At 50.5% G+C, this 20348-nt stretch carries 20 protein-coding genes; 15 read left to right on the forward strand and 5 right to left on the reverse strand.

Annotation, left to right across the window (positions count from 1 at the left end):
• Positions 1–23: 23 nt before the first annotated feature.
• The 8 genes from atpB to AC2Q8J_RS10710 are packed head-to-tail and all read left to right on the forward strand — an operon-like array spanning position 24 to position 6745.
• Entirely contained in the window at positions 24–962 is a 939-nt protein-coding gene (gene atpB, locus AC2Q8J_RS10675; protein ID WP_204994933.1) for a F0F1 ATP synthase subunit A, read from the forward strand.
• A 55-nt stretch (positions 963–1017) separates the two neighbouring features.
• Positions 1018–1257 carry a F0F1 ATP synthase subunit C gene (gene atpE / locus AC2Q8J_RS10680; RefSeq protein ID WP_022958922.1) on the forward strand — a complete coding sequence of 80 codons (240 nt, stop codon included), beginning with the start codon at positions 1018–1020 and terminating at the stop codon, positions 1255–1257.
• Positions 1258–1313: 56 nt separating this feature from the next.
• Complete coding sequence (locus tag AC2Q8J_RS10685; protein WP_027873453.1) at positions 1314–1784, forward strand: F0F1 ATP synthase subunit B; 471 nt, start codon at positions 1314–1316, stop codon at positions 1782–1784.
• An 11-nt stretch (positions 1785–1795) separates the two neighbouring features.
• Positions 1796–2332: a F0F1 ATP synthase subunit delta gene (locus AC2Q8J_RS10690; protein WP_027873454.1), complete on the forward strand. Its 537-nt coding sequence runs from the start codon at positions 1796–1798 to the stop codon at positions 2330–2332.
• A gap of 32 nt (positions 2333–2364) precedes the next feature.
• A complete protein-coding gene (gene atpA / locus AC2Q8J_RS10695; protein WP_286695331.1) occupies positions 2365–3909 on the forward strand; it encodes a F0F1 ATP synthase subunit alpha in 1545 nt (514 codons plus the stop codon).
• A gap of 52 nt (positions 3910–3961) precedes the next feature.
• The gene (gene atpG, locus AC2Q8J_RS10700) at positions 3962–4828 is read left to right on the forward strand and encodes a F0F1 ATP synthase subunit gamma (RefSeq protein WP_027873456.1); all 867 of its coding nucleotides are present in this window, start codon (positions 3962–3964) and stop codon (positions 4826–4828) included.
• A 54-nt stretch (positions 4829–4882) separates the two neighbouring features.
• The gene (gene atpD / locus AC2Q8J_RS10705; RefSeq protein ID WP_027873457.1) at positions 4883–6280 is read left to right on the forward strand and encodes a F0F1 ATP synthase subunit beta; all 1398 of its coding nucleotides are present in this window, start codon (positions 4883–4885) and stop codon (positions 6278–6280) included.
• A 39-nt stretch (positions 6281–6319) separates the two neighbouring features.
• A complete protein-coding gene (locus AC2Q8J_RS10710; protein WP_204994937.1) occupies positions 6320–6745 on the forward strand; it encodes a F0F1 ATP synthase subunit epsilon in 426 nt (141 codons plus the stop codon).
• A 164-nt stretch (positions 6746–6909) separates the two neighbouring features.
• On the opposite strand, the gene AC2Q8J_RS10715 is transcribed toward AC2Q8J_RS10710, so the two are convergent.
• Positions 6910–7911 carry an IS110 family RNA-guided transposase gene (locus AC2Q8J_RS10715; protein WP_486451246.1) on the reverse strand — a complete coding sequence of 334 codons (1002 nt, stop codon included), beginning with the start codon at positions 7909–7911 and terminating at the stop codon, positions 6910–6912.
• Positions 7912–8197: 286 nt separating this feature from the next.
• On the opposite strand from AC2Q8J_RS10715, the gene AC2Q8J_RS10720 reads away from it, so the two are divergent.
• Positions 8198–8359 carry a DUF1348 family protein gene (locus tag AC2Q8J_RS10720; protein ID WP_486452616.1) on the forward strand — a complete coding sequence of 54 codons (162 nt, stop codon included), beginning with the start codon at positions 8198–8200 and terminating at the stop codon, positions 8357–8359.
• A gap of 153 nt (positions 8360–8512) precedes the next feature.
• On the opposite strand, the gene AC2Q8J_RS10725 is transcribed toward AC2Q8J_RS10720, so the two are convergent.
• From AC2Q8J_RS10725 to AC2Q8J_RS10740, 4 genes are all read right to left on the reverse strand, one after another.
• A complete protein-coding gene (locus tag AC2Q8J_RS10725) occupies positions 8513–10138 on the reverse strand; it encodes a GMC oxidoreductase (protein WP_486451247.1) in 1626 nt (541 codons plus the stop codon).
• A 110-nt stretch (positions 10139–10248) separates the two neighbouring features.
• The gene (locus tag AC2Q8J_RS10730) at positions 10249–11526 is read right to left on the reverse strand and encodes a cytochrome P450 (RefSeq protein ID WP_374972549.1); all 1278 of its coding nucleotides are present in this window, start codon (positions 11524–11526) and stop codon (positions 10249–10251) included.
• Positions 11527–11543: 17 nt separating this feature from the next.
• Positions 11544–11864, reverse strand: coding sequence for a 2Fe-2S iron-sulfur cluster-binding protein (locus AC2Q8J_RS10735; RefSeq protein WP_027874990.1), 321 nt, complete (start codon positions 11862–11864; stop codon positions 11544–11546).
• Positions 11865–12095: 231 nt separating this feature from the next.
• On the reverse strand, positions 12096–13124 hold the full coding sequence (locus tag AC2Q8J_RS10740; RefSeq protein ID WP_286838217.1) for a helix-turn-helix transcriptional regulator: 1029 nt from the start codon (positions 13122–13124) through the stop codon (positions 12096–12098).
• A gap of 249 nt (positions 13125–13373) precedes the next feature.
• Here AC2Q8J_RS10740 and AC2Q8J_RS10745 point away from each other — a divergent pair, with 249 nt between their 5' ends.
• The 6 genes from AC2Q8J_RS10745 to AC2Q8J_RS10770 all read left to right on the forward strand — a co-directional run bounded on the left by AC2Q8J_RS10745 (position 13374) and on the right by AC2Q8J_RS10770 (position 20347).
• A complete protein-coding gene (locus tag AC2Q8J_RS10745; protein WP_374972548.1) occupies positions 13374–15875 on the forward strand; it encodes a TonB-dependent receptor in 2502 nt (833 codons plus the stop codon).
• A gap of 37 nt (positions 15876–15912) precedes the next feature.
• Positions 15913–16326 (forward strand): hypothetical protein, encoded by a 414-nt coding sequence (locus tag AC2Q8J_RS10750; RefSeq protein WP_374972547.1) that lies wholly within the window; start codon positions 15913–15915, stop codon positions 16324–16326.
• 26 nt (positions 16327–16352) lie between these two features.
• Entirely contained in the window at positions 16353–16832 is a 480-nt protein-coding gene (locus AC2Q8J_RS10755) for a styrene oxide isomerase (RefSeq protein WP_286838212.1), read from the forward strand.
• A gap of 13 nt (positions 16833–16845) precedes the next feature.
• Positions 16846–18078 carry an NAD(P)/FAD-dependent oxidoreductase gene (locus tag AC2Q8J_RS10760; protein WP_286838211.1) on the forward strand — a complete coding sequence of 411 codons (1233 nt, stop codon included), beginning with the start codon at positions 16846–16848 and terminating at the stop codon, positions 18076–18078.
• A gap of 174 nt (positions 18079–18252) precedes the next feature.
• Positions 18253–19548 (forward strand): alpha/beta hydrolase, encoded by a 1296-nt coding sequence (locus tag AC2Q8J_RS10765; RefSeq protein WP_286838209.1) that lies wholly within the window; start codon positions 18253–18255, stop codon positions 19546–19548.
• A 79-nt stretch (positions 19549–19627) separates the two neighbouring features.
• Entirely contained in the window at positions 19628–20347 is a 720-nt protein-coding gene (locus tag AC2Q8J_RS10770; RefSeq protein ID WP_486451248.1) for a polyamine aminopropyltransferase, read from the forward strand.
• Position 20348: the final 1 nt, after the last annotated feature.

Here is a 20348-nt window from a genome sequence, read left to right on the forward strand (position 1 = left end):
AAGTTTTGCAATGAGAGTGACATATGGCAGCTGAATCGCAGTCGACTGTTGGATATATCCAGCACCATTTAACCAATCTCACCTATGGCAAGCTCCCCGCTGGCTACGAGCGCCTTGATAGCGAAGGCCACGTGCACGAAGTGCTGGCGGCAGACACTTGGACGCTGGCACACAGCGGCCAGGAAGCGGCGGACATGGGTTTCATGGCTATCCACGTTGACTCCATGTTGTGGTCAATTGGTCTGGGCTTTTTGTTCCTGTTGTTTTTTGCCCGCATCGCCAAGCGTGCTCACAGTGGCATTCCCCGCGGCGCACAAAATGCCGTCGAAATGGTTATCGGCTTTATCGACCAAACAGTTAAAGACGGTTTCCACCACAAAAATGCCATGATCGCGCCAATGGCACTGACTATTTTCATGTGGATCTTCCTGATGAACGCGATGGACCTTGTGCCCGTCGACTGGATTCCACAGCTTGCTGCATTGATCAGCGGCGACCCGCACTTCTACTTCAAAGTGGTTCCCACAACTGACCCCAACATCACCTTGGGCATGGGCTTCACCATTTTCGGCCTGATGGTTTACTTCACCATCGCTAAAAAAGGCTTTATGGGCTTTGTAAAAGAACTCACTCTGCACCCGTTCCACCACCCCAAGTGGTACGTGAACGTGTTCCTGGTGCCGATCAACTTCGCGCTTGAGGCGATCTCGTGGATCTCCAAGCCGATTTCACTCGGTCTGCGACTGTTCGGTAACATGTACGCCGGTGAGATGATTTTCATTCTGATCGCCACAATGTTCGGCGCCGGACTGATTCTGGGACTCTTTGCAGGTGTGTTGCAGTGGGCGTGGGCAGTTTTCCACATCCTTGTTATTACACTGCAGGCCTTCGTCTTCATGGTACTGACCATTGTCTACATGGCAACGGCGCACCAGATCGAAGAAGAAGACCAGTTCCACTAAGGTATTTGCTTTAACTAACTAAACTTTTCTTAACTTAAAATGTAGGAGAACTACCATGGGTTTGGCTCTGATTGCTGTTTCACTGATGATCGGTTTTGGCGCACTGGGTACTGCGATTGGTTTCGCACTGCTGGGCGGTAAACTGCTGGAAGGCTCTGCTCGTCAGCCTGAACTGGCGCCAATGCTGCAAGGTAAAATGTTCCTGATCGCTGGTCTGCTCGACGCCGTTCCTATGATCGGTGTTGGTATCGCTATGTACGTTCTGTTCGTTGTTGTTCCCGGCCTGCCCGCTTAATTGCACGCATTCGGAATACGACACGTTCAGCAACTTGATATAGCAGAGGTATCGGCGTGAATATTAATCTCACACTGATTGGACAATCGATCACCTTCCTGTTCTTCGTATGGTTCTGCCACGCATTTGTGTGGGGATACATTCGCAAGGCAATGGAAGAGCGTGAAAAGCAGATTGCTGACGGTCTTGATGCCGCAGACCGCGCGGGTCGCGATCTTGAGCTTGCTCAGGAAAAAGCTGCCAAGCAGCTTCGCGAAGCCAAAGCGGAAGCGGCTTCCATCATTGATGCTGCCAACAAGCGCGCCAATCAAATTATTGATGAAGCGAAAGAGTCTGCACGTACTGAAGGCGATCGCCTGAAAGCAGCAGCCCAAGCCGAAGTAGAGCAGGAAATGAACCGTGCGAAAGAAGCACTGCGTTCACAGGTGGCGAAACTGGCATTGGCAGGTGCTGAAAAAGTACTGGAAGCGTCTATCGATGAGTCTGTTCATAAAGACATGGTCGACAAGCTGGCCGCAGGCCTGTAAGCGAGGTTGACATGGCTGAATTGAGCACAATGGCTAGACCCTACGCCAAGGCGGCTTTCGAGCACGCCCTGGCTTCTTCGGCATTAGGTGAGTGGTCACAAATGCTGGCAACGGCAGCCGCTGTCGCCAGCCAGGAAGCGGTAGCCAAGCTGCTGTCTTCTCCGGCCATCACCAGCGAGCAGCAAGCGCAGAAATTTATCGACGTCTGCGGCGATGCACTCAATGCCGGCGGTGAAAATTTCATCAGGATTCTCGCAGAAAACAAGCGCTTGGCATTACTGCCGTTAATCAGCGAATTGTTTGACGCGCACAAAGCCGTCCAGGAGAAATCCGTGGACGTCGAGCTGACGACAGCCTTCGCGCTGGACTCAGAATCCGAGCAACGTCTTGCCGACGTTTTGAGCAAAAAACTGCAACGCCAGGTGAAGGTAAGCAGCCACGAAGATCGCAGCCTGTTGGGCGGCGTTGTGGTTCGCACCGGCGACCTGGTTATAGATGGCTCGGTGCGCGGTCGCTTAGCGAAACTCGCTGAAGCAGTAAATTCCTGAGCGTTTAAGAGAATAGGATTGAGGAACAGAGCATGCAGCAACTGAACCCCTCCGAGATTAGCGATATTATCAAGCAGCGCATCGAAAAATTAGATGTGACCGCTGAAGCCCAAAACGAGGGCACTATCGTCTCGGTATCAGACGGTATCGTACGTATCCACGGCCTGACCGATGTGATGTACGGTGAAATGATCGAATTCGAAGGTGGCCATTTCGGTATGGCACTTAACCTCGAGCGCGATTCAGTCGGCGCGGTAGTCCTGGGTGACTACTTTGACATCGCCGAAGGCCAAACTTGTAAATGTACCGGCCGTATTTTGGAAGTACCCGTAGGCCCCGAACTTCAGGGTCGCGTTATCGACGCACTGGGTAACCCCATCGACGGTAAAGGTCCCATCGACGCTAAACTCACCGACGCAGTTGAAAAAGTTGCACCCGGTGTAATCTGGCGTAAGTCGGTTGACCAGCCCGTGCAAATCGGTCTGAAAGCCGTTGACTCCATGGTACCCATCGGCCGTGGCCAGCGTGAGCTGATCATCGGTGACCGCCAGATCGGTAAAACAGCCATCGCTGTTGACGCCATCATCAACCAGAAAGACTCAGGCATTAAGTGTGTCTACGTCGCTGTTGGCCAGAAGGCCTCTTCTATTGCCGCCGTTGTGCGCAAACTGGAAGAACACGGCGCAATGGACCACACCGTTGTTGTAGCCGCGACCGCGTCTGATCCTGCTTCTATGCAGTTCATCGCACCGTTCACCGGCTGTACTATCGGCGAATACTACCGCGACCGCGGTGAAGACGCGCTGATCATCTACGATGACCTGACCAAGCAAGCCTGGGCCTACCGCCAAATCTCGTTGCTGCTGCGTCGTCCGCCAGGTCGTGAAGCCTACCCCGGTGACGTATTCTACCTCCACTCGCGTCTGTTGGAGCGTGCTGCACGAGTTTCTGAAGAGTACGTAGAAAAATTCACCAACGGTGAAGTAAAAGGCAAAACCGGTTCATTGACCGCACTGCCTGTTATCGAAACCCAGGCTGGTGACGTTTCTGCTTTCGTACCGACCAACGTAATCTCGATCACCGACGGTCAGATCTTCCTCGAAACCGACATGTTCAACGCCGGTATTCGTCCGTCAATGAACGCCGGTATCTCGGTATCGCGTGTTGGTGGTGCAGCGCAGACAAAAGTAATCAAGAAACTGTCCGGTGGTATTCGTACCGCTCTGGCTCAGTACCGCGAACTGGCGGCCTTCTCCCAGTTTGCTTCTGACCTCGACGACGCAACCAAAGCTCAGCTTGAGCAAGGTGAGCGCGTAACTGAGCTGATGAAGCAGAAGCAATACAGCCCAATGAGCATTGCCGACATGGCTCTGTCACTGTACTGCGCGAACGAAGGTCACCTGAAAGACGTTGATGTTAGCAAGGTACTGGACTTCGAAGCGGCGATCCTGGCTTACGCACACGCTGAATACGGCGATGTGATGAAGCAGATCAACGACACCGGCAGCTGGAATGACGAGCTGGAAGGCAAGTTCAAAGAACTGGTCGAAAAGTTCAAGTCAACACAGACTTGGTAAGACGGATAAAGCGCTCTCCCGGGAGCGCTTTACTGCTTGAGGATTTTTAATCATGGCAGGTGCAAAAGAAATACGCACCCAGATCTCCAGCATCAAGAGCACGCAAAAAATCACTAGCGCCATGGAAATGGTTGCGGCGAGTAAAATGCGTAAAGCTCAAGATCGCATGGAAGTGGGTAAGCCCTACGCGCAGCGTATGCGCGCAGTGGTTGGGCATATCGCCAATGCAAATCCGGAATACCGTCATCAATATATGGAAGAGCGCGACGTTAAGCGCGTTGGCTTTGTTATCGTTTCTACAGACCGCGGTCTGTGTGGCGGCCTGAACACCAACCTGTTCAAGCAAGCTATTAAAGAAATGCAAAGCTGGTCCAACAAAAACGTCGACGTTGATCTTTGCCTGATTGGTGGCAAAGCAGCGGGCTTCTTCAACAGCTTTGGCGGCAACATTGTTGCATCAGTGCGCGACATGGGCGAAGCGCCCAGCGTTAGCGACCTGATCGGCTCTGTTAAAACCATGCTGGACGCCTATAGCGAAGGCCGGATTGATCGTCTTTACCTGGTGGGCAATGAGTTTATCAACACCATGACTCAAACGCCGTTTGTTCGCCAACTGCTGCCACTGGAAGCAGAACAAGACGACAGCTTGAAACATCACTGGGACTACATTTACGAGCCCACTCCAGAAGAACTGCTGGAAGGTCTGCTGACTCGCTACGTTGAGTCACAGGTATACCAAACAGTGGTTGAAAACGGAGCATGTGAACAAGCTGCCCGGATGATCGCGATGAAGAGCGCTACCGACAACGCTGGCGAAATCATCGACGGTCTGCAACTGGTATACAACAAAGCCCGTCAGGCAGCCATTACGCAAGAGCTGTCAGAGATTGTTGGCGGTGCTGCAGCGGTATCGTCATAACACGATACCGGCAACGGATTTTGAAATTTTTAAGGTTTTTAAGAGGAACCTAACATGAGTAGCGGACGTATCGTACAAGTCATCGGCGCCGTTATCGACGTGGAGTTTCCGCGCGATTCTGTGCCACAGGTTTATGATGCACTGAAAGTGACTGACAGCGGCCTGACGCTGGAAGTACAACAGCAATTGGGTGATGGCGTGGTTCGCGCGATCGCGTTGGGTTCTTCTGAAGGCCTGCGTCGCGGACTGGATGTCGACAACACCAAAGAAAAAATCAAAGTACCCGTGGGCACCGAAACACTCGGTCGCATCATGGACGTACTGGGTAACCCCATCGACGAATGTGGTCCCATCGGTGAAAAAGAGCGCATGGAAATCCACCGCGCCGCACCGAAGTACGAAGAGCTTGCAGCGTCTTCTGACCTGCTGGAAACCGGCATCAAGGTTATCGACCTGGTTTGCCCGTTTGCCAAGGGTGGTAAAGTTGGTCTGTTCGGTGGTGCCGGTGTTGGTAAAACCGTAAACATGATGGAACTGATCAACAACATCGCAACTGAGCACAGCGGTCTGTCTGTATTCGCAGGTGTTGGTGAGCGTACTCGTGAGGGTAACGACTTCTACCACGAAATGCAGGAAGCCGGCGTTGTAAACGTTGAAGAATTCGCGAAATCAAAAGTAGCGATGGTATACGGCCAGATGAATGAGCCACCGGGCAACCGCCTGCGTGTAGCACTGACTGGTCTGACCATGGCTGAAAAATTCCGTGACGAAGGTCGTGACGTACTGTTGTTCGTCGACAACATCTACCGTTACACACTGGCCGGTACCGAAGTATCAGCACTGCTGGGTCGTATGCCTTCAGCGGTAGGTTACCAGCCCACACTGGCGGAAGAGATGGGTGTTCTTCAGGAACGTATCACCTCAACCAAAACCGGTTCTATCACTTCTATCCAGGCGGTATACGTACCGGCGGATGACTTGACTGACCCCTCGCCAGCAACCACCTTTGCTCACTTGGATTCAACGGTAGTACTTAGCCGTGACATCGCAGCAAAAGGTATCTACCCAGCGGTAGACCCACTGGACTCTACTTCTCGTCAGCTCGACCCACTGCTGGTTGGTCAAGAGCACTACGAAGTAGCCCGCGGCGTACAGACTGTACTTCAGCGCTACAAAGAGCTGAAAGACATCATCGCCATCCTGGGTATGGACGAGCTGTCTGAAGAAGACAAAATGACTGTAGAGCGCGCACGTAAAATCGAGCGCTTCCTGTCACAGCCTTTCCACGTTGCCGAAATCTTCACCGGCAGCCCCGGTAAGTACGTGTCTCTGAAAGACACCATCGCCAGCTTCAAAGGCATTCTGAACGGTGACTACGATCACCTGCCAGAGCAGGCTTTCTACATGGTTGGTACCATCGAAGAAGCAATCGAGAAAGCGTCGAAACTGTAAGTCCGCGCAAGCGGGCTTCACGCCTAAGAGGCTGAAGATATGGCTATGACAATACATTGCGACATCGTAAGTGCCGAAGAAGAAATCTTCTCCGGCCGCGCCAAGCTGATCGTTGCCAATGGCATTCAGGGTGACCTGGGTGTGACCTACGGTCACGCCCCGCTGTTAACCTCGCTCGAGCCCGGCCCCGTACGCCTCGTACTGGACAACGGTGAAGAGCAGGTTTACTACGTCTCCGGTGGCTACCTCGAAGTCCAGCCCAATGTTGTGAGCATTCTTGCCGACACAGCATTGCGTGCCGACGACCTCGACGAAGCCGCCGCACTGGAAGCACAAAAGCAAGCTCAGCAAGCCATGCTGAACCAAAGCGCCGACGTAGACTACTCGCGCGCCGCGGCTCAATTGGCAGCAGCCACTGCACAGCTGCGTACCCTGCAGCAAATTCGCAAGGCGATGGGCAAGTAATTCCCACCGGGAATTGCAGAAAAAGGCGGCTTGGGCCGCCTTTTTTTATGCCTGGAAAAAAGCCCTACCAACTCAACAATTCCCTTCCTTTCAATCAACGTGCCCGCATCAATGTAGGAGTGCTTTGGCACTGCCTACCATCATAGTGGCTGTAGATACCCTGTTCAGGCGCAAGCATTTTTTGCATGGCAATCACTAAAAAGCAGCGATGAATCGAATGGGGTGTCCGTCTTAACACAGGCCCACAGGCCTGTCAGATATTTACGCATTACCGCCACCAGGGCCTGTAACTTGGTTTTCCCGCGGGCCACCAAGGCCTCGTAGAATGCCTTGGTATTCGGGTCAAAGCGCACGGCTGACATGGCCGGCATATACAACGCGGAGCGTATGTACACATTCCCCGCTTTACTGATCCGTGAGGCCTGATGAACGCTGCTTCCTGATTGGTGCAGGCGTATATCCAGCCTCGCATGACGGCTTACCTGAGCGGATTTAAGGTGATCCGGCAAGACGCATAGCTCAGCTAGCAACGCGAGGGCAGTTGCCTCCGCGATGCCCTTGGCTGCGCAGAAGTGCGTATACAAGCGTTTGAGCTCAGCTGATTGTTCCAGAAGCTCCATCGCAGCCTGTTTGAGCCGGTCAATACGCCGATCCAGCATCTCAATCGCCTCCTGCTCATCTTCAACAAGCAACGTGGGCGTAGACTGTGTGGCCTTCATGGCATGAAGGCGGTTCTTTGCCTGTACTCGACTGCCGGTCAGGCGGTTAATCTGCCTTCCCAGGCTTCGAATGGCTTGGCGGTGCTGATCCGGTGATGTCCACAATCGCGGCTCCATGCGCATGCCATACTCGGCCAGCAGCGCCGCATCTATGCTGTCGGTCTTGCTGTTTTGCAGCTTTATGTTGGCGAAGTGCTTGGTGCTCTTTGGGTTGATCACCGCCACAGGCAGACCTGCCTCAGCCAGAGCCACCGCCAGATCAAAGTAATACACGCCGGTTGCTTCCATGACGATGCACTTCGGTTGAAGCTTCATCATCGCAGACACCAGTGAATTGTGTCCATCCGGAGACTGCTTGTACTGCTTGGGCTTGCTAAACTTCCCTTCCCCACAGCTCACAACATCCACACAGCTAGCACCAACATCTATCCCGACAAATACAGACATACCCTTCACTCGTAACGCTAAATTAACGACAATAGTCACCGGTTCCCCGACCTCGTACTGACTTACCTGCTACCGACCTTGTGATACGAAGTCACGCGCAAGCGGCTTCGGGATACCCTTCGGAGTAGGTAATGAGGCGGGGAGCCGCTCTACAGACGAAGTCAGAGCAAGCTGCTTCCAGGAGCGAACGGCCTCCCCGGTAACCGGTAAACCATAATCCATCTGACGCGTTGGCAACATACAAGGAGCGGGCCTGACCGCGACCAATCCGGCTACGGAACAGGGTATCTACGTCAATGAAAACTGGCAGTTCGACGAGCGCGGCCTAATGGCCTACCGCCACGCCAGCATTAACGACATGGCGATTAGCGAGGCCGACCGCAAGTTCCACTGGCCGCTGGGCCGTCGCCCGGATGATCACCCGGGCTTGAGCGAGCTGGGCCTGTGAGGTGAGCGATAAGGGCGGCCTAAGCCGCCCCTTTTATATGATTGGCCGGTTAGCCAGCGATAGCATTGCGAACCAAAAGAGCAGGTCGGGCAATCTCTACCGTATTCATTGCGTTTATAAACTTAGCTTTCGCTTTGGTTAAATAAAAATATTTCACGTCTTAATCTGCTGTACTTTGTTAGGAATGAAGCTCATGGCACGTTCTGCCAGAGCGGTAATGGTCAGACTCGGATTAACGCCAAGATTTGCGGACAGCATAGAGCCGTCGATGATGTAGAGGTTCTTATAATTAAAAACGCGGTTTTTTGCATCGATCACGCCGGTCTCGGGTGAGTCAGACATGGCGCATCCGCCCATACAATGTGCGGTCGTAGGAACGTTAAATGCAATTTCCGATAATGAGCTTAGTCCGTTGCCGCCTGTAGCCCGAGCGACTTTGCCGGTGAAATCATTGGCTTCCGGAATAAATGTAGGGATAGGCTTACCCTCACTATTAAGGCTCTTAGAAAAGGGCCAATACCAGCGACGTTTCCAGCGCATGTTGATATGCCCTTCGATGGTTTGCATAACCAGAAAGATGACGGTCTCTCGTGAAAATCGCCATGGAAGTAGACTTCGCAAGCCACTGATAGGCTGGGTGCATAGTAGTTTTATTATTGCCTTGAGCCAATATAGGATTCGCACAACACCGGGTCGGCCACCAGTCATTACGGTGAAAAGCCCGCTTAGTAAGTTGGAGCCGTCGGGATAGCGAACTGCTTCAATATGGGTATTCTTATCTATGTGGATACCTGAACCTATAGCGATACCTTTTGACAAGTCCTCATCTGTACCGGGATAACGAACTCCTAATATTGATTCTGAGTTAGTACGAACGCGATTACCTAGGTCAGAGGAAATATTCGGTAGCGAGCCCTTGTCTTTAAGATCAAATAACAAGCTCTGCGTACCTAGGGATGAGGCTGAAAAAATTACCGATCGCGCAGTATAGAATTTCGGTTTTTTTGAAAAAAAAGCAAAGCTGTTAACCGTCTTTACACGATAGCCCTCGTCACCGTCACCGGAGGTGCCCAGTGGTGATACATCCACAACACGCGTTTCAGGAAGCAACTGAACGCCATTATGTTCAGCCAGGTATAAGTAGTTTTTGTCTAAGCTGTTTTTCGCATTATAATGGCAGCCCACCATACAACCACCGCAACCGATACAGGAATTGCGAGAGGGCCCCTTGCCGCCAAAATAAGGGTCGCTATATTCAGTGCCAGGTGCGTCGTGCTTTTCTCCGAAGAAAACGCCAACATCGGTATAGTAAAAGCTATCTTCTACGTTTGCCGCCTTTGCCATCTGCCGAAGTTTTTCATCCGCCGCCGCTCCGCGTTCATTGCGCGTGACGCCTAACATTTTCTTGGCCATGGCATAGTACGCTGGCATGATATTCTGCCAATCATCAAGAGACGACCAGCCACCATCATTCCAAACTGAATCGGGGGGAACAAGCAGAGTTTGGGCATAGGTGATAGAGCCTCCGCCTACGGCATTGCCATGAAGGACCATCACATGTTTAAAAAGACGAAGCCGGAGAAAGCCGTGCAAACCTAGTATTGGTTGCCAAAGGTAAGACCAAATTTTCCAGTTCGTCGACGGTAAATTCTCAGGAGTCCACCGCTTTCCTTGTTCGATGACCAGTACACTATAGCCTTTTTCGCTTAATCTATATGCGCTAACACTGCCACCAAAACCCGAACCGACGATAATATAGTCATAATCGAACTTATTCATAATATCGGCCAAAATAGTAAAAAAGCCTCTCAGGAAAAATCCTGTGTGATAATAAGCGTGCCAGATCCGATCACATAGAGGCGTAAGGGGAGGGTGATTAGTTATAATAATTACGAGGCTTTAGGAATCACTTTAACTTGCATATTTACATAACCATTCACAAAATTTGAATGTACTCTCTCTGGCTGTTTAAGAACTTCTATATTATCGAATCGCTTGAGTATCTCTTCCCAGGTAATTCGAAGCTGCATCTCGCCAAGCCGATTACCCATACAGCGATGAATTCCCATCCCAAATGATAGGTGTTGACGCACTCGAGGCCGATCAATAATTACCTTATCAGGATTGTCGATCACTCTTTCATCGCGGTTTCCGGAGATATACCACATAACGACCTTGTCGCCTTTCTTGATCAATTTTCCATTGAGCTTGAAGTCAGATTTAGCTATGCGGCGCATATAGGACAAGGGGGTCTGCCAACGAATAATCTCGGAAACCATGCTGGGGATTAGATCCGGATTATGCTTAAGTTTCTCGAGCTCACCTGGAAACATGTTCATGGCTAGAACACTACCTGTGATCGAATTGCGAGTTGTATCATTGCCGCCGACGATTAACAGGCCTAAATTGCCAAGAAACTCAGCAGGGCGATTGATCATATCTCTGGTGTCGGCATTAGCTTCCATTAAGCTAATTAAATCGAAGGTGGGTTCATGTCCGGCTTCTCTTAGTGCCGCTTTCTGAAACCACATTTTCGAAAACGTTTCTGCCATATCTTGGAGTGCCGCATTCCTCTCTTCTTTATCGGCGGTGCCTCCCGACAGTTCGGGGGCGCCTGTGGCAATATCAGACCAATACGGCAACTTATGACGATCTTCATAAGGAAAGTCAAAAATCGTTGCCAGCATTTGCGAGGTTAGCTCGACGGAAACTCGAGATACCCAGTCAAAGCTTTCATTGAGTGGCAGATTATCTAAGATCACGCCGATTCTTTCGCGAATGAGGCCCTCCATTGCCGCTAAATTCCGCGGCGCCACGACCGGTTGAACCGCTGCGCGCTGAACGTCGTGTTTTGGCGGGTCCATCGCAATAAAATTTTCTAGAGGGAGGTCGGGCTCCGGGTCACCGATCATAATAAAAGGTTCAGCAGAGAAAACCTCATGATTGGTGTCTACGGCAACGATATCCTCAAAACGAGTAATAGACCAAAAAGGACCGAATGGACTGTCCTCTAGAAAGTGCACAGGGTCTTCGTCACGAACGCGCCGGAAGTATTCCGGCCACCTGTGTTGTGAATAAAGACGCGGATCGCTGAGATCGATTCTATCTAAGGGAACACTGGTCGCATCCGGCAAGGTATTATTTTGTGGGTCTAGCTGATTTGCCATTACTATCTCCTGATGAGCTACATCTGAAATTCTGGAAGTTTTACAACCAATCCGTTTAAAGGCGTCTCAACAGTTATTTGGCAAGCTAACCTGGACATTTCGTTTTTTTCTGGGGTCATTTCCAGCATTGCACACTCCGATTCGCTGGGCTTGCCGGCTTTGTCCATCCAGCTAGTATCGATGAAAACGTGGCATGTGCCGCAGGCACAGCTCCCACCACAATCAGCATCAATACCTGGGACGTTGTTATCCAGCGCAGCCTGCATCAGATTGGTACCAGGTGCAGCGCGTACGTTATGTACTTCGCCGTTATGTTCAATGAAAGTGAGTTCAATCAACGTCGTTCTCCTTATTTTGGGTAATGCTGATATTGTCGAAAGAAATATAGGCTGGAACGACTTGTCATTTTCAGTCCATTCCTGTTCATAAGGCGACAGCATGCACAGCCTGTTGGAACTCAAGGAGAGAAATTATCTGGATGGAACGAAAAATTGTGCGCCGATTTGGACTACGGATAAAATATTTGAAATATATAAGGAGGAGAGCAGGCAATATCAACGGTTTTAAGCCTATTGATCTTGACGAAATCTCTTGGGTGTTTTGCCGGTAAAATTTTTGAAGGCGCGTGAAAAATTGGAGTCGCTGTTATAGCCACAAGCGTGCGATATTTTACAAATTGGATCGTCGGTGCTGGCTAGTAAAAACTTCGCATGTTCGATCGAAACTTGTTTTTTTAATTCAAGAAATGATGTGTTTTCGCTCTGTAGATGGCGCGCGAGCGTGCGCTCTGAATAATGCATTTGTTCGGCAATAAGAGCGATATGTATCGATAAGCCCTTGGTGAGTCGTTGCCGAAGAAGGTTTTTTACTTTACTGGCTAATGACGTCGTGGACGGTGGGGTAGCGGTTTTTAAACTAGCGTAGACCTGCTCAAACGTGGATTGGTTATGGGTGTGAAGGTGTTGAATTAGATGATGGTTGTCGAAAATTACCTCAATAATGCGCTTTGAGAAAGCAAAGGTCGCTTTGAAATGATATTCATACCGGGAAATATCATTTTCAACGCAATGAGTCAGATGAATTCTTGGGGCAGGCAAAGGCAAATTACAAAAATATCGTAGGTTTAAAAAATAGCCTGCAACAACCTCATCTAAGTAATGCTGTACATCACCAAAATCGATGACCGGACGCATAACTATGTGGCACTTTCCGCCGCTATCAATTCTTTCGAAGTGATATGCGGGCATTACGGTATGTGAGTAGTCAACCATTAATTTCAGTGCCTGATCCACTGTTTTGGCTGTGAAGGATGCTAATCCAAACATACCGCCAGGTACCGTTATCGGCGCAAACTCCGAAAGTAAGACGGAAAGTGGTTGGCCCGGAATGGCGATGTCTCGACAGCTGCGGAGCATCTCGCGTAGTTGCCAGCCTGAAATATAGCTATCGCTACGGCTAATCTGATCGGCTGTGATCTCGCAGCGGTCGTATAAATTTTTTACATCTACTTTTCTGTGTTCAAAAAAATTTTCTCCTAAGTCCAGTAAGGAGATAGAGAAGGTTGAACCATCAATAGGGAGGAGCGTTGCTGTCGTCATTATTATCGTGTCTATTTTTTTGCGGATGGCGGGAAATGAATATAAACACTGAGCGTTAAAGAGTCCAGAGGATTGTGATTTACCGATATGGCGGTGATGCCCGCTTTGGTAGTTATCGTGTATCTACCTTTGGCGACGGGCAATAGCTTGACCTGATTTGAATATTAATGGCGGCTATTCATAAACGCACAGGCGTATCTTGCGTGAGGCTATAAATCATAATATCTAAGGTTGCGGGAGATAATAATAATGGAGTCGCGGAAGTTATTGCTAGGCAGTGCTATTAGTATTGGTCTGCTTAGTGTTGGGAGTACAGCAGTCGCTGCTCCTATGCTCGAGGAGGTGATTGTTACAGCTCAGAAAAAATCTGAGAGCACGCAAGACACACCAATCGCAATTACCGGTATGTCGGAGAATCAACTGGAAAAATTTGGATTTTCCAGTGCTAATGACATATCGGCCCAGGTGCCAAATATGCAAGTTAGTGGCCCTTACGGAGAAGTACAGCCGATTTTTTCGGTTCGCGGCGTTAGCATGTCGGACTATAGCTCAAACCAAGCAAGCCCAATAGGTGTTTATAACGACGAAGCATATATGGGCGCCGTGTATACGCATGGGATGAGTTTTTTTGACGTAGCTCGGTTGGAGGTATTGCGCGGTCCTCAAGGAACACTGTACGGCAAGAATACTACCGGTGGAGCTATCAATATTGTTACGAAAACTCCGCAGATCGACGATGGTCTTCACTTTGATGCTAAGCAGGGGGTTGGGAACTACAACAGCCATAAAGGCGATTACGGTGTAGAGGGTACGTTAGTCGAAAATACCCTGGCTGCGAGGCTTGCTTACTCTTATTCGCGTCGCGACGGCTACTATAAAAATGCGCTTGGCGGACCAGATCTATCTCAGCAAGATTTCCAGGGTGCGCGCCTAGTACTTAACTATGATATGACAGATCATATCAATATGGTCTTCAAGTATACCAAGGCAAGAAACGACGCCTTGGGTAGCCCCAGTCGCAATGAACCGCGTGGCAGGTTGGCAAATAATCCGGCATTGGTGACTGCGTTAGAGACTTCTGGGGTCGGTGTCTACGATCAGCCTAACAATGGATATATCGACAATACCGGCTACTCCCGGCCTGCGAGGGGCTTAGACTATTACGAGGTTGAGGATAATTACACTGGTGCTTTAGTAGTTAATTTAGACCAGTACGTGCATAAAATAGATTATATCCATGATGCCTTTACGGTTACCTCGGTTACGTCTTACACCGACAATGATTATGCGCAACAGCAAAATGTAGATGGTAGTCCTGATGGGCTTCTCGAAATCGATTGGGCGGTCGCTACCCAGGCATTTAGCCAAGATCTACGGATATCGACGACGTTTAAAGAGGATTTTGATCTGATAGCGGGCGCTTACTACCAGTTCGAAGATCAACAGCTAAACAACGTTTATCGATTGTATGAAACGCCGCCGGATACGCGTGCAGCAGCTACCTTCCCAGGAGTTGGGGGTTACTATCCATATCTACTGGATTTTGGTGCGCTCGACCAAAAAATGGAAACGGAGAAAGAGAGCTTTGCACTCTATTCGCAGATGCGTTGGAACGTCACCGCAGACTTTGGTATCGATTTCGGCGTACGCTATACCGACGACAAGATAGACCTCCCCTATTTAAATATCTCACGCGTGGGCTATGACGGCTCGCCCAGGGGTACCTACGTTCCAGGGAATAATACGGGTGTTGATAATATCTTCATTCCAGCAAATGTAGCGGGGCAAAGTCCCTTTGAGCCTGGGGTGTTGATACAAGAGCTCCTCGCCGGAAAAATAAGTGTGAATGACCTTTTGCTAACGGCACAAACTGGCTATACCCACGGTCCCTACACCGAGGAGTCAGCGACCCCCCTGAGTGCTCACGAAAAAGAATGGACCGGAAAAATAGGCATGGACTACCGTCTGAATGATTCCCTGATGATATATGGCTCATATAGCAAAGGCTTCAGAGCGGGCAACTTCAATGCTGGCGTGTATTACGAAGAGCGTGAATTTGAAGACGCCTATGCCGCTCCTGAATTCCTGGATGCTTATGAAATAGGCATTAAAGCTGACTTTTGGGATCGGCGCGCTCGCATCAATAGCGCGTTCTTTTACTACGACTACACCAACCAACAATTTATCAATGTAGTCGGGGTGTCTAACTTTCTTGAAAACGCGGGTGGTTCTAAGATCATTGGCTTTGAATCTGAAATGTTTTTCGCGATAACGGAAGCGCTTACCGTCCAGCTGGGTATGGGAATTCTTGAGACGGAATATACCGAACTGGAACTATCAAACGTGCAAACGGTTAACGATGACGATGATGTTGTGGATCTCTCTGGTAATGAGTTGATTTCAGCACCCAAGATCAGCGCAAACGTATCAATCGATTGGGAAATATTCAGCAATAACGCTGGCTACCTGAGCATGAATCTGAATGGTAATTACCAAGACGACCAATGGTATAGCGCTTACAACGACAAAATTGGCTACGAAAATATAAAGCAGGATGCCTACGCAATATACAATGCGCGGTTTACCTGGTTTAGTTCCAATGACGACTACACTATTGCTATTTGGGGAAAAAACATCACTGAAACTAAGTACGATAGTTATGCGATTAATCTGCAGGCTGGTTTCGGGTTCGATTATTACCAACAGGGCGCGCCGGCAACCTACGGTTTAGAAATGACATATCGTTACTAAAATCGATTTATTATGATGTGATAATAGGGTTATAAAAATGAAAATAAAAAATTATATTTATACGCTTATAACAATTTTTTTACTAAGTTCAGCAAATTCTGCGAGTAGTATGGGTATTCCCGTCGTCAGTGGCGGTTCGCTGGGCTCCTTAATACCGGTGGGTGTCTTGTCCCAGGTAGATGGATTGTTTATTGGCCGCGATATCCCGGTGTTAAGTGACCTCGTTTTGGTGGAAGACCTCCCTGTTATTGACGGCAGAGGCATACCGGTTATTAGAGGTGTTGATGAGTCGCTGAGGATTAGCGAGGGACTGGTTGCGGTAGTCCTTGGAAACCCAAACCTTGCAGCTAGAGAGTCGCTTCCGGCAGCTGACCCCTTGTTCATTATTGAGCTACTGTCGCCCCCCGATGCTCTGGTCAACGTAATTTCTATCAATGAATTATTTTTTTGAATAAACGTAAATAATGAGATGTTGGCATGACTGATTTTTACAGCTGCCGGCTGGTTCGGCAGGGTTTTTGGGCGCTGCTAGTCGCGTTAATTTCTGGGTTTACGCTAATTTTTTCAATGATAGGTGGGGTTTCGCTTAGTCCGATTCCCTTACACATTCCCGTTGACATTCCTGGCACGACCGAGGGCTGGAGAACGGTTCATACTGGAATGCTTATGAATGCATTAATGGCGATATCTATAGGCTCGTCGGTTAGATTGTTGGGCGTAGATGGCGATTCAAGTCGAAAAATATTTTTAGGATGCTCAATCGCCATTTGGGGGAATTTTTGCTTCTATGTATTTGGCATGTTCGCCCCGAATCATGGCCTTACACTGCAAAGCAACACGCTGGGTGCGGCATCGCTGTCAGGTGCACTGGCTTTCTTTCCCGCGTTATTAGGAGCTGTCTCATTGATATATGTGGTAGTCATTGTGTTGCTCTCTAAGCCCGGCAATCGCTTTTAAATTGGGGGTACCTATGTCTGTAGATAATTGCTTGATTATTGGCGGTAGCCACGCGGGTGCGGCCCTGGCTGCGTCACTAAGGCAGGAAGGTTGGTCTGGCAAAATAGCTCTTATTAGTGCCGAAGAATCCCTGCCGTATCATCGGCCGCCACTTTCAAAGAGTGCTTTGAATGGTGAAAAAGAGGATAGCGAAATATTAATTCGTCCAGCCGATTTTTATAAGAAGGCTGACATTGACGTGGTGCTTGGGGCGCGTGTACTAAAAATTGACCGCGTGGATAAAAAAATAGCTCTCGAAGGCGGGCGTGAGCTGTCATACAGCAAGCTGGCCTTAACTACCGGTGCCAGCGTACGGAGAATTAAACTTCCAGGCATTCATTTGCCGGGAGTGTGTTATCTGCGTGACCTTCAAGATGTTCATGAAATTCGTAAGTACATTGGCAAGGGGCGGTCAGCGGTCGTTATCGGTGGTGGCTATATTGGCCTTGAGGCTGCAGCGTCGTTAAGGGCATTGGGCATGGACGTGACAGTACTAGAGGCATTGCCGCGAGTACTGGCTAGAGTGACATCGCCAGAGATCTCCGAATTCTATGCCAGAGTGCATCGCGAAGAGGGCACTCGGGTACTCACAGATGTGTCCATTGATAGAGTCGCGGGAGAAGGCTCTGTGACCGGCGTTCACCTGGCCGATGGCAGTTACATTCCGGCCGACCTGGTATTGGTTGGTATAGGGGTTTCGCCGGCGACTGGGCTTGCAGAAGCGGCTGGACTAGATGTGGACAATGGCATTGTTGTAGATGAGTTTGCCCAAACCAGTGATGAGGATATCGTTGCCGCGGGTGATTGTACCCTCCATTACAATCCGATCTATAAAACCACCCTGCGTTTGGAGTCGGTGCAAAATGCCAATGATCAGGCCAGGGTTGCTGCAAGGACAATATGTGGTAAGTATCAGCCATATCGTGCCTTGCCGTGGTTTTGGTCTGATCAATACGATGTAAAATTGCAGATTGCCGGATCTTGCGCTGGTTTTGACAAGGTGGTCTTACGTGGTGATCCGAAAAGTGGTCGCAGCTTCGCTGCTTTCTATTTTAGTGGCGATACACTTTTGGCTGTGGATGCGATAAACCAACCTAAGGCATTCTTATTGGCCAAGCGATTTTTAAGTGAGGGAAAAACGGCGGATCCATTAAAGGTAGTGGATGAAACCGTTGATCTAAAAGACGTATTTTTCGACCCTAGATAGTGCCAGTGTAAATGGGGCGCTATCTTGATGCCGCCCTTCGCTGTCGGGAGAAGTTACCCTGCTTTGTATGTTGATTGAAAGCCAGCCAGATGCTTTCCATTTTCGGTGTGCCCAATAACTACGCCGCGTTGTGTACAATGTGTGTAATTTCATGTGCATTTCTTGGCAGTTTCTATGAGCGTCTCCGGTTACCGTATTGTCAACACGTGTTTCCAACTCGGGTGTTGGAAAAAACAGCTTCTTCGTGGCTTGGTTGTTCCTTTACTCATTCTTTCCCTTGTAGCCTGCGGTGGCAGCAGTAGCAGTAATAGCGCTAGTGCAGGCTCAGGCAGCAGCTTAAGGCAGTGGCCGGCCTCGCAGCCCGGTGAAGACCCCCCGGCTGCGCCGGAGGAATTGGCGCCACTGATCACCAATTTGTCGCTGCTGTCAGCGGCCCTGCCGCGCGATGTGGCCGCCCGCCTGTTCGACCCCGTGGCCTTTGGCTACACCATCAACGATATTAGCGACCCGGTGATTGTCGAGCACATGGTGCGATCAACCCTGGCACAGGGGCAGGATGGCTCGCGCATTGAGCACGCCTATCACTGGTACGGTCACCCTTACGAAAACCCCAATGTGGCGTTGGTGCCGGTGGAATTTAATAACCGCTATGGCACTCGCCTGCACGGCGAAATCGTGCTGCCCAAACAGGGTTTGGTGCCGCCTACGCAGGGGCCGTTTCCAGTGATTGTCGCCCTGCAGGGCTTAAATACCAACACTGCAATGTACCGCTGGTGGCACCGCCTGTTCGCCGACAATGGCTATGTGGTGTTCGCCTTCGACTTCAGCGGCCAGGGCCGCTCGGATGATGCCGGCGAGTCCGACCCGGACAACAACCTGCACGATGCCCAAGATGCCATTCGCTATTTGTTTGAGGACTCCCCCGTGGCGGCTGCACTGGATGCCGACCGGCTGGGCGTGATTGGCCATAGCATGGGTGCGGCTGCGGCGCTGCGCGTGCAGGAACAAGAGGCTGCCGATGCCGCCGAGCCCAACCCGGTTCGCGTTCGCGCGGTTGTGGCAGCGGCGCCAGTATTCGAGTCGGTCACCGCCAGCCCGATACCGGTGATGATCCAAACCGGCGATCACGATGGCCCCATTGCGCCACTGCCCTTTGTAAACCCCGCCGTGGTGCGTCCGCTCTACGACAGCCTGAGCAGTGACCGCGCCTTTATTGTTGCCGAGGCAGCCAGTCACGCCCAGCACACCAATTATCCCTTGCTGCCCACCTCAACCTGGGGCCGCGAAATTGCCGCGAATTACTCGCTGGCGTGGATGGAGTACTACCTGAACAACAACACTCAGGCACTGGTAACGCTGTTTGGTGGTCACCCGCATTTGTCATATTTGCACGACAGTCTGGTTCGCATTGGTGACAGCGAGCAAAGCTATCGCGGCAATGGTTTAGCGCCGTCTGAGGACGAGCTGTAGCGGCCAATATTGCGTATGATGGTCGGCGCAATGGCCTACGCCAAAATAGTCTGAATAAGGAAGCATCGCCGTGTCGCTAATGTTTGAAGAAATTGACAGCCAGGACTCTGCCCTGGGCGAGATTTCCCTGCGTCGGCGGCGCATTCCCGCACTGGGTGAGCGCGATATTTACGAGGTAAAACTGGGCGACGAGTTTCTGATGTCGAGCATGTTTTACGATGCCGAGGAAGCCCTGTCGACTCTGGGCTTAGCCGCTGTGCAGGGCGAAAACCTCAGCGTGGTGGTTGGCGGCTTGGGCCTTGGCTACACCGCTGTTAAAGCTCTGGAAGACGCGCGCATTGATGAGTTGTTTATCGTTGAGGCGCTGGAAACGGTGATCGGCTGGCACCGCGATGAAAAAGTGCCACTGGGTAAAATACTCAACGCCGATGCCCGCAACCACTATGTGCTGGGCAGCTTTTTTGAACTGGCCACCCAGCCCGAGCTTGGCTTTGACCCGGCCGTGCCCGGCAAGCGTTTCGACGCCATATTATTGGATATCGATCACTCGCCGTCGGAGTTTCTCAACGCCGCCAACGCCGGTTTTTATACCACGCAAAACCTCTCCCTAATGGCTAGTCAGCTCAAGCCCGGTGGCGTTTTTGCCATGTGGTCGCAGAATTTGCCCGACGCCGAATTTGAAGCGCTGCTCGGCAGCGTATTCGCCAGCGTGGCGTCCCACGTGGTGTCGTTTTACAACCCCTTTCAAAATACCGAGTCCACCAACTCGGTGTATGTGTGCACCGTGGCGGCCGAATAGT

It is taken from the genome of Spongiibacter sp. C9W (assembly GCF_057370015.1).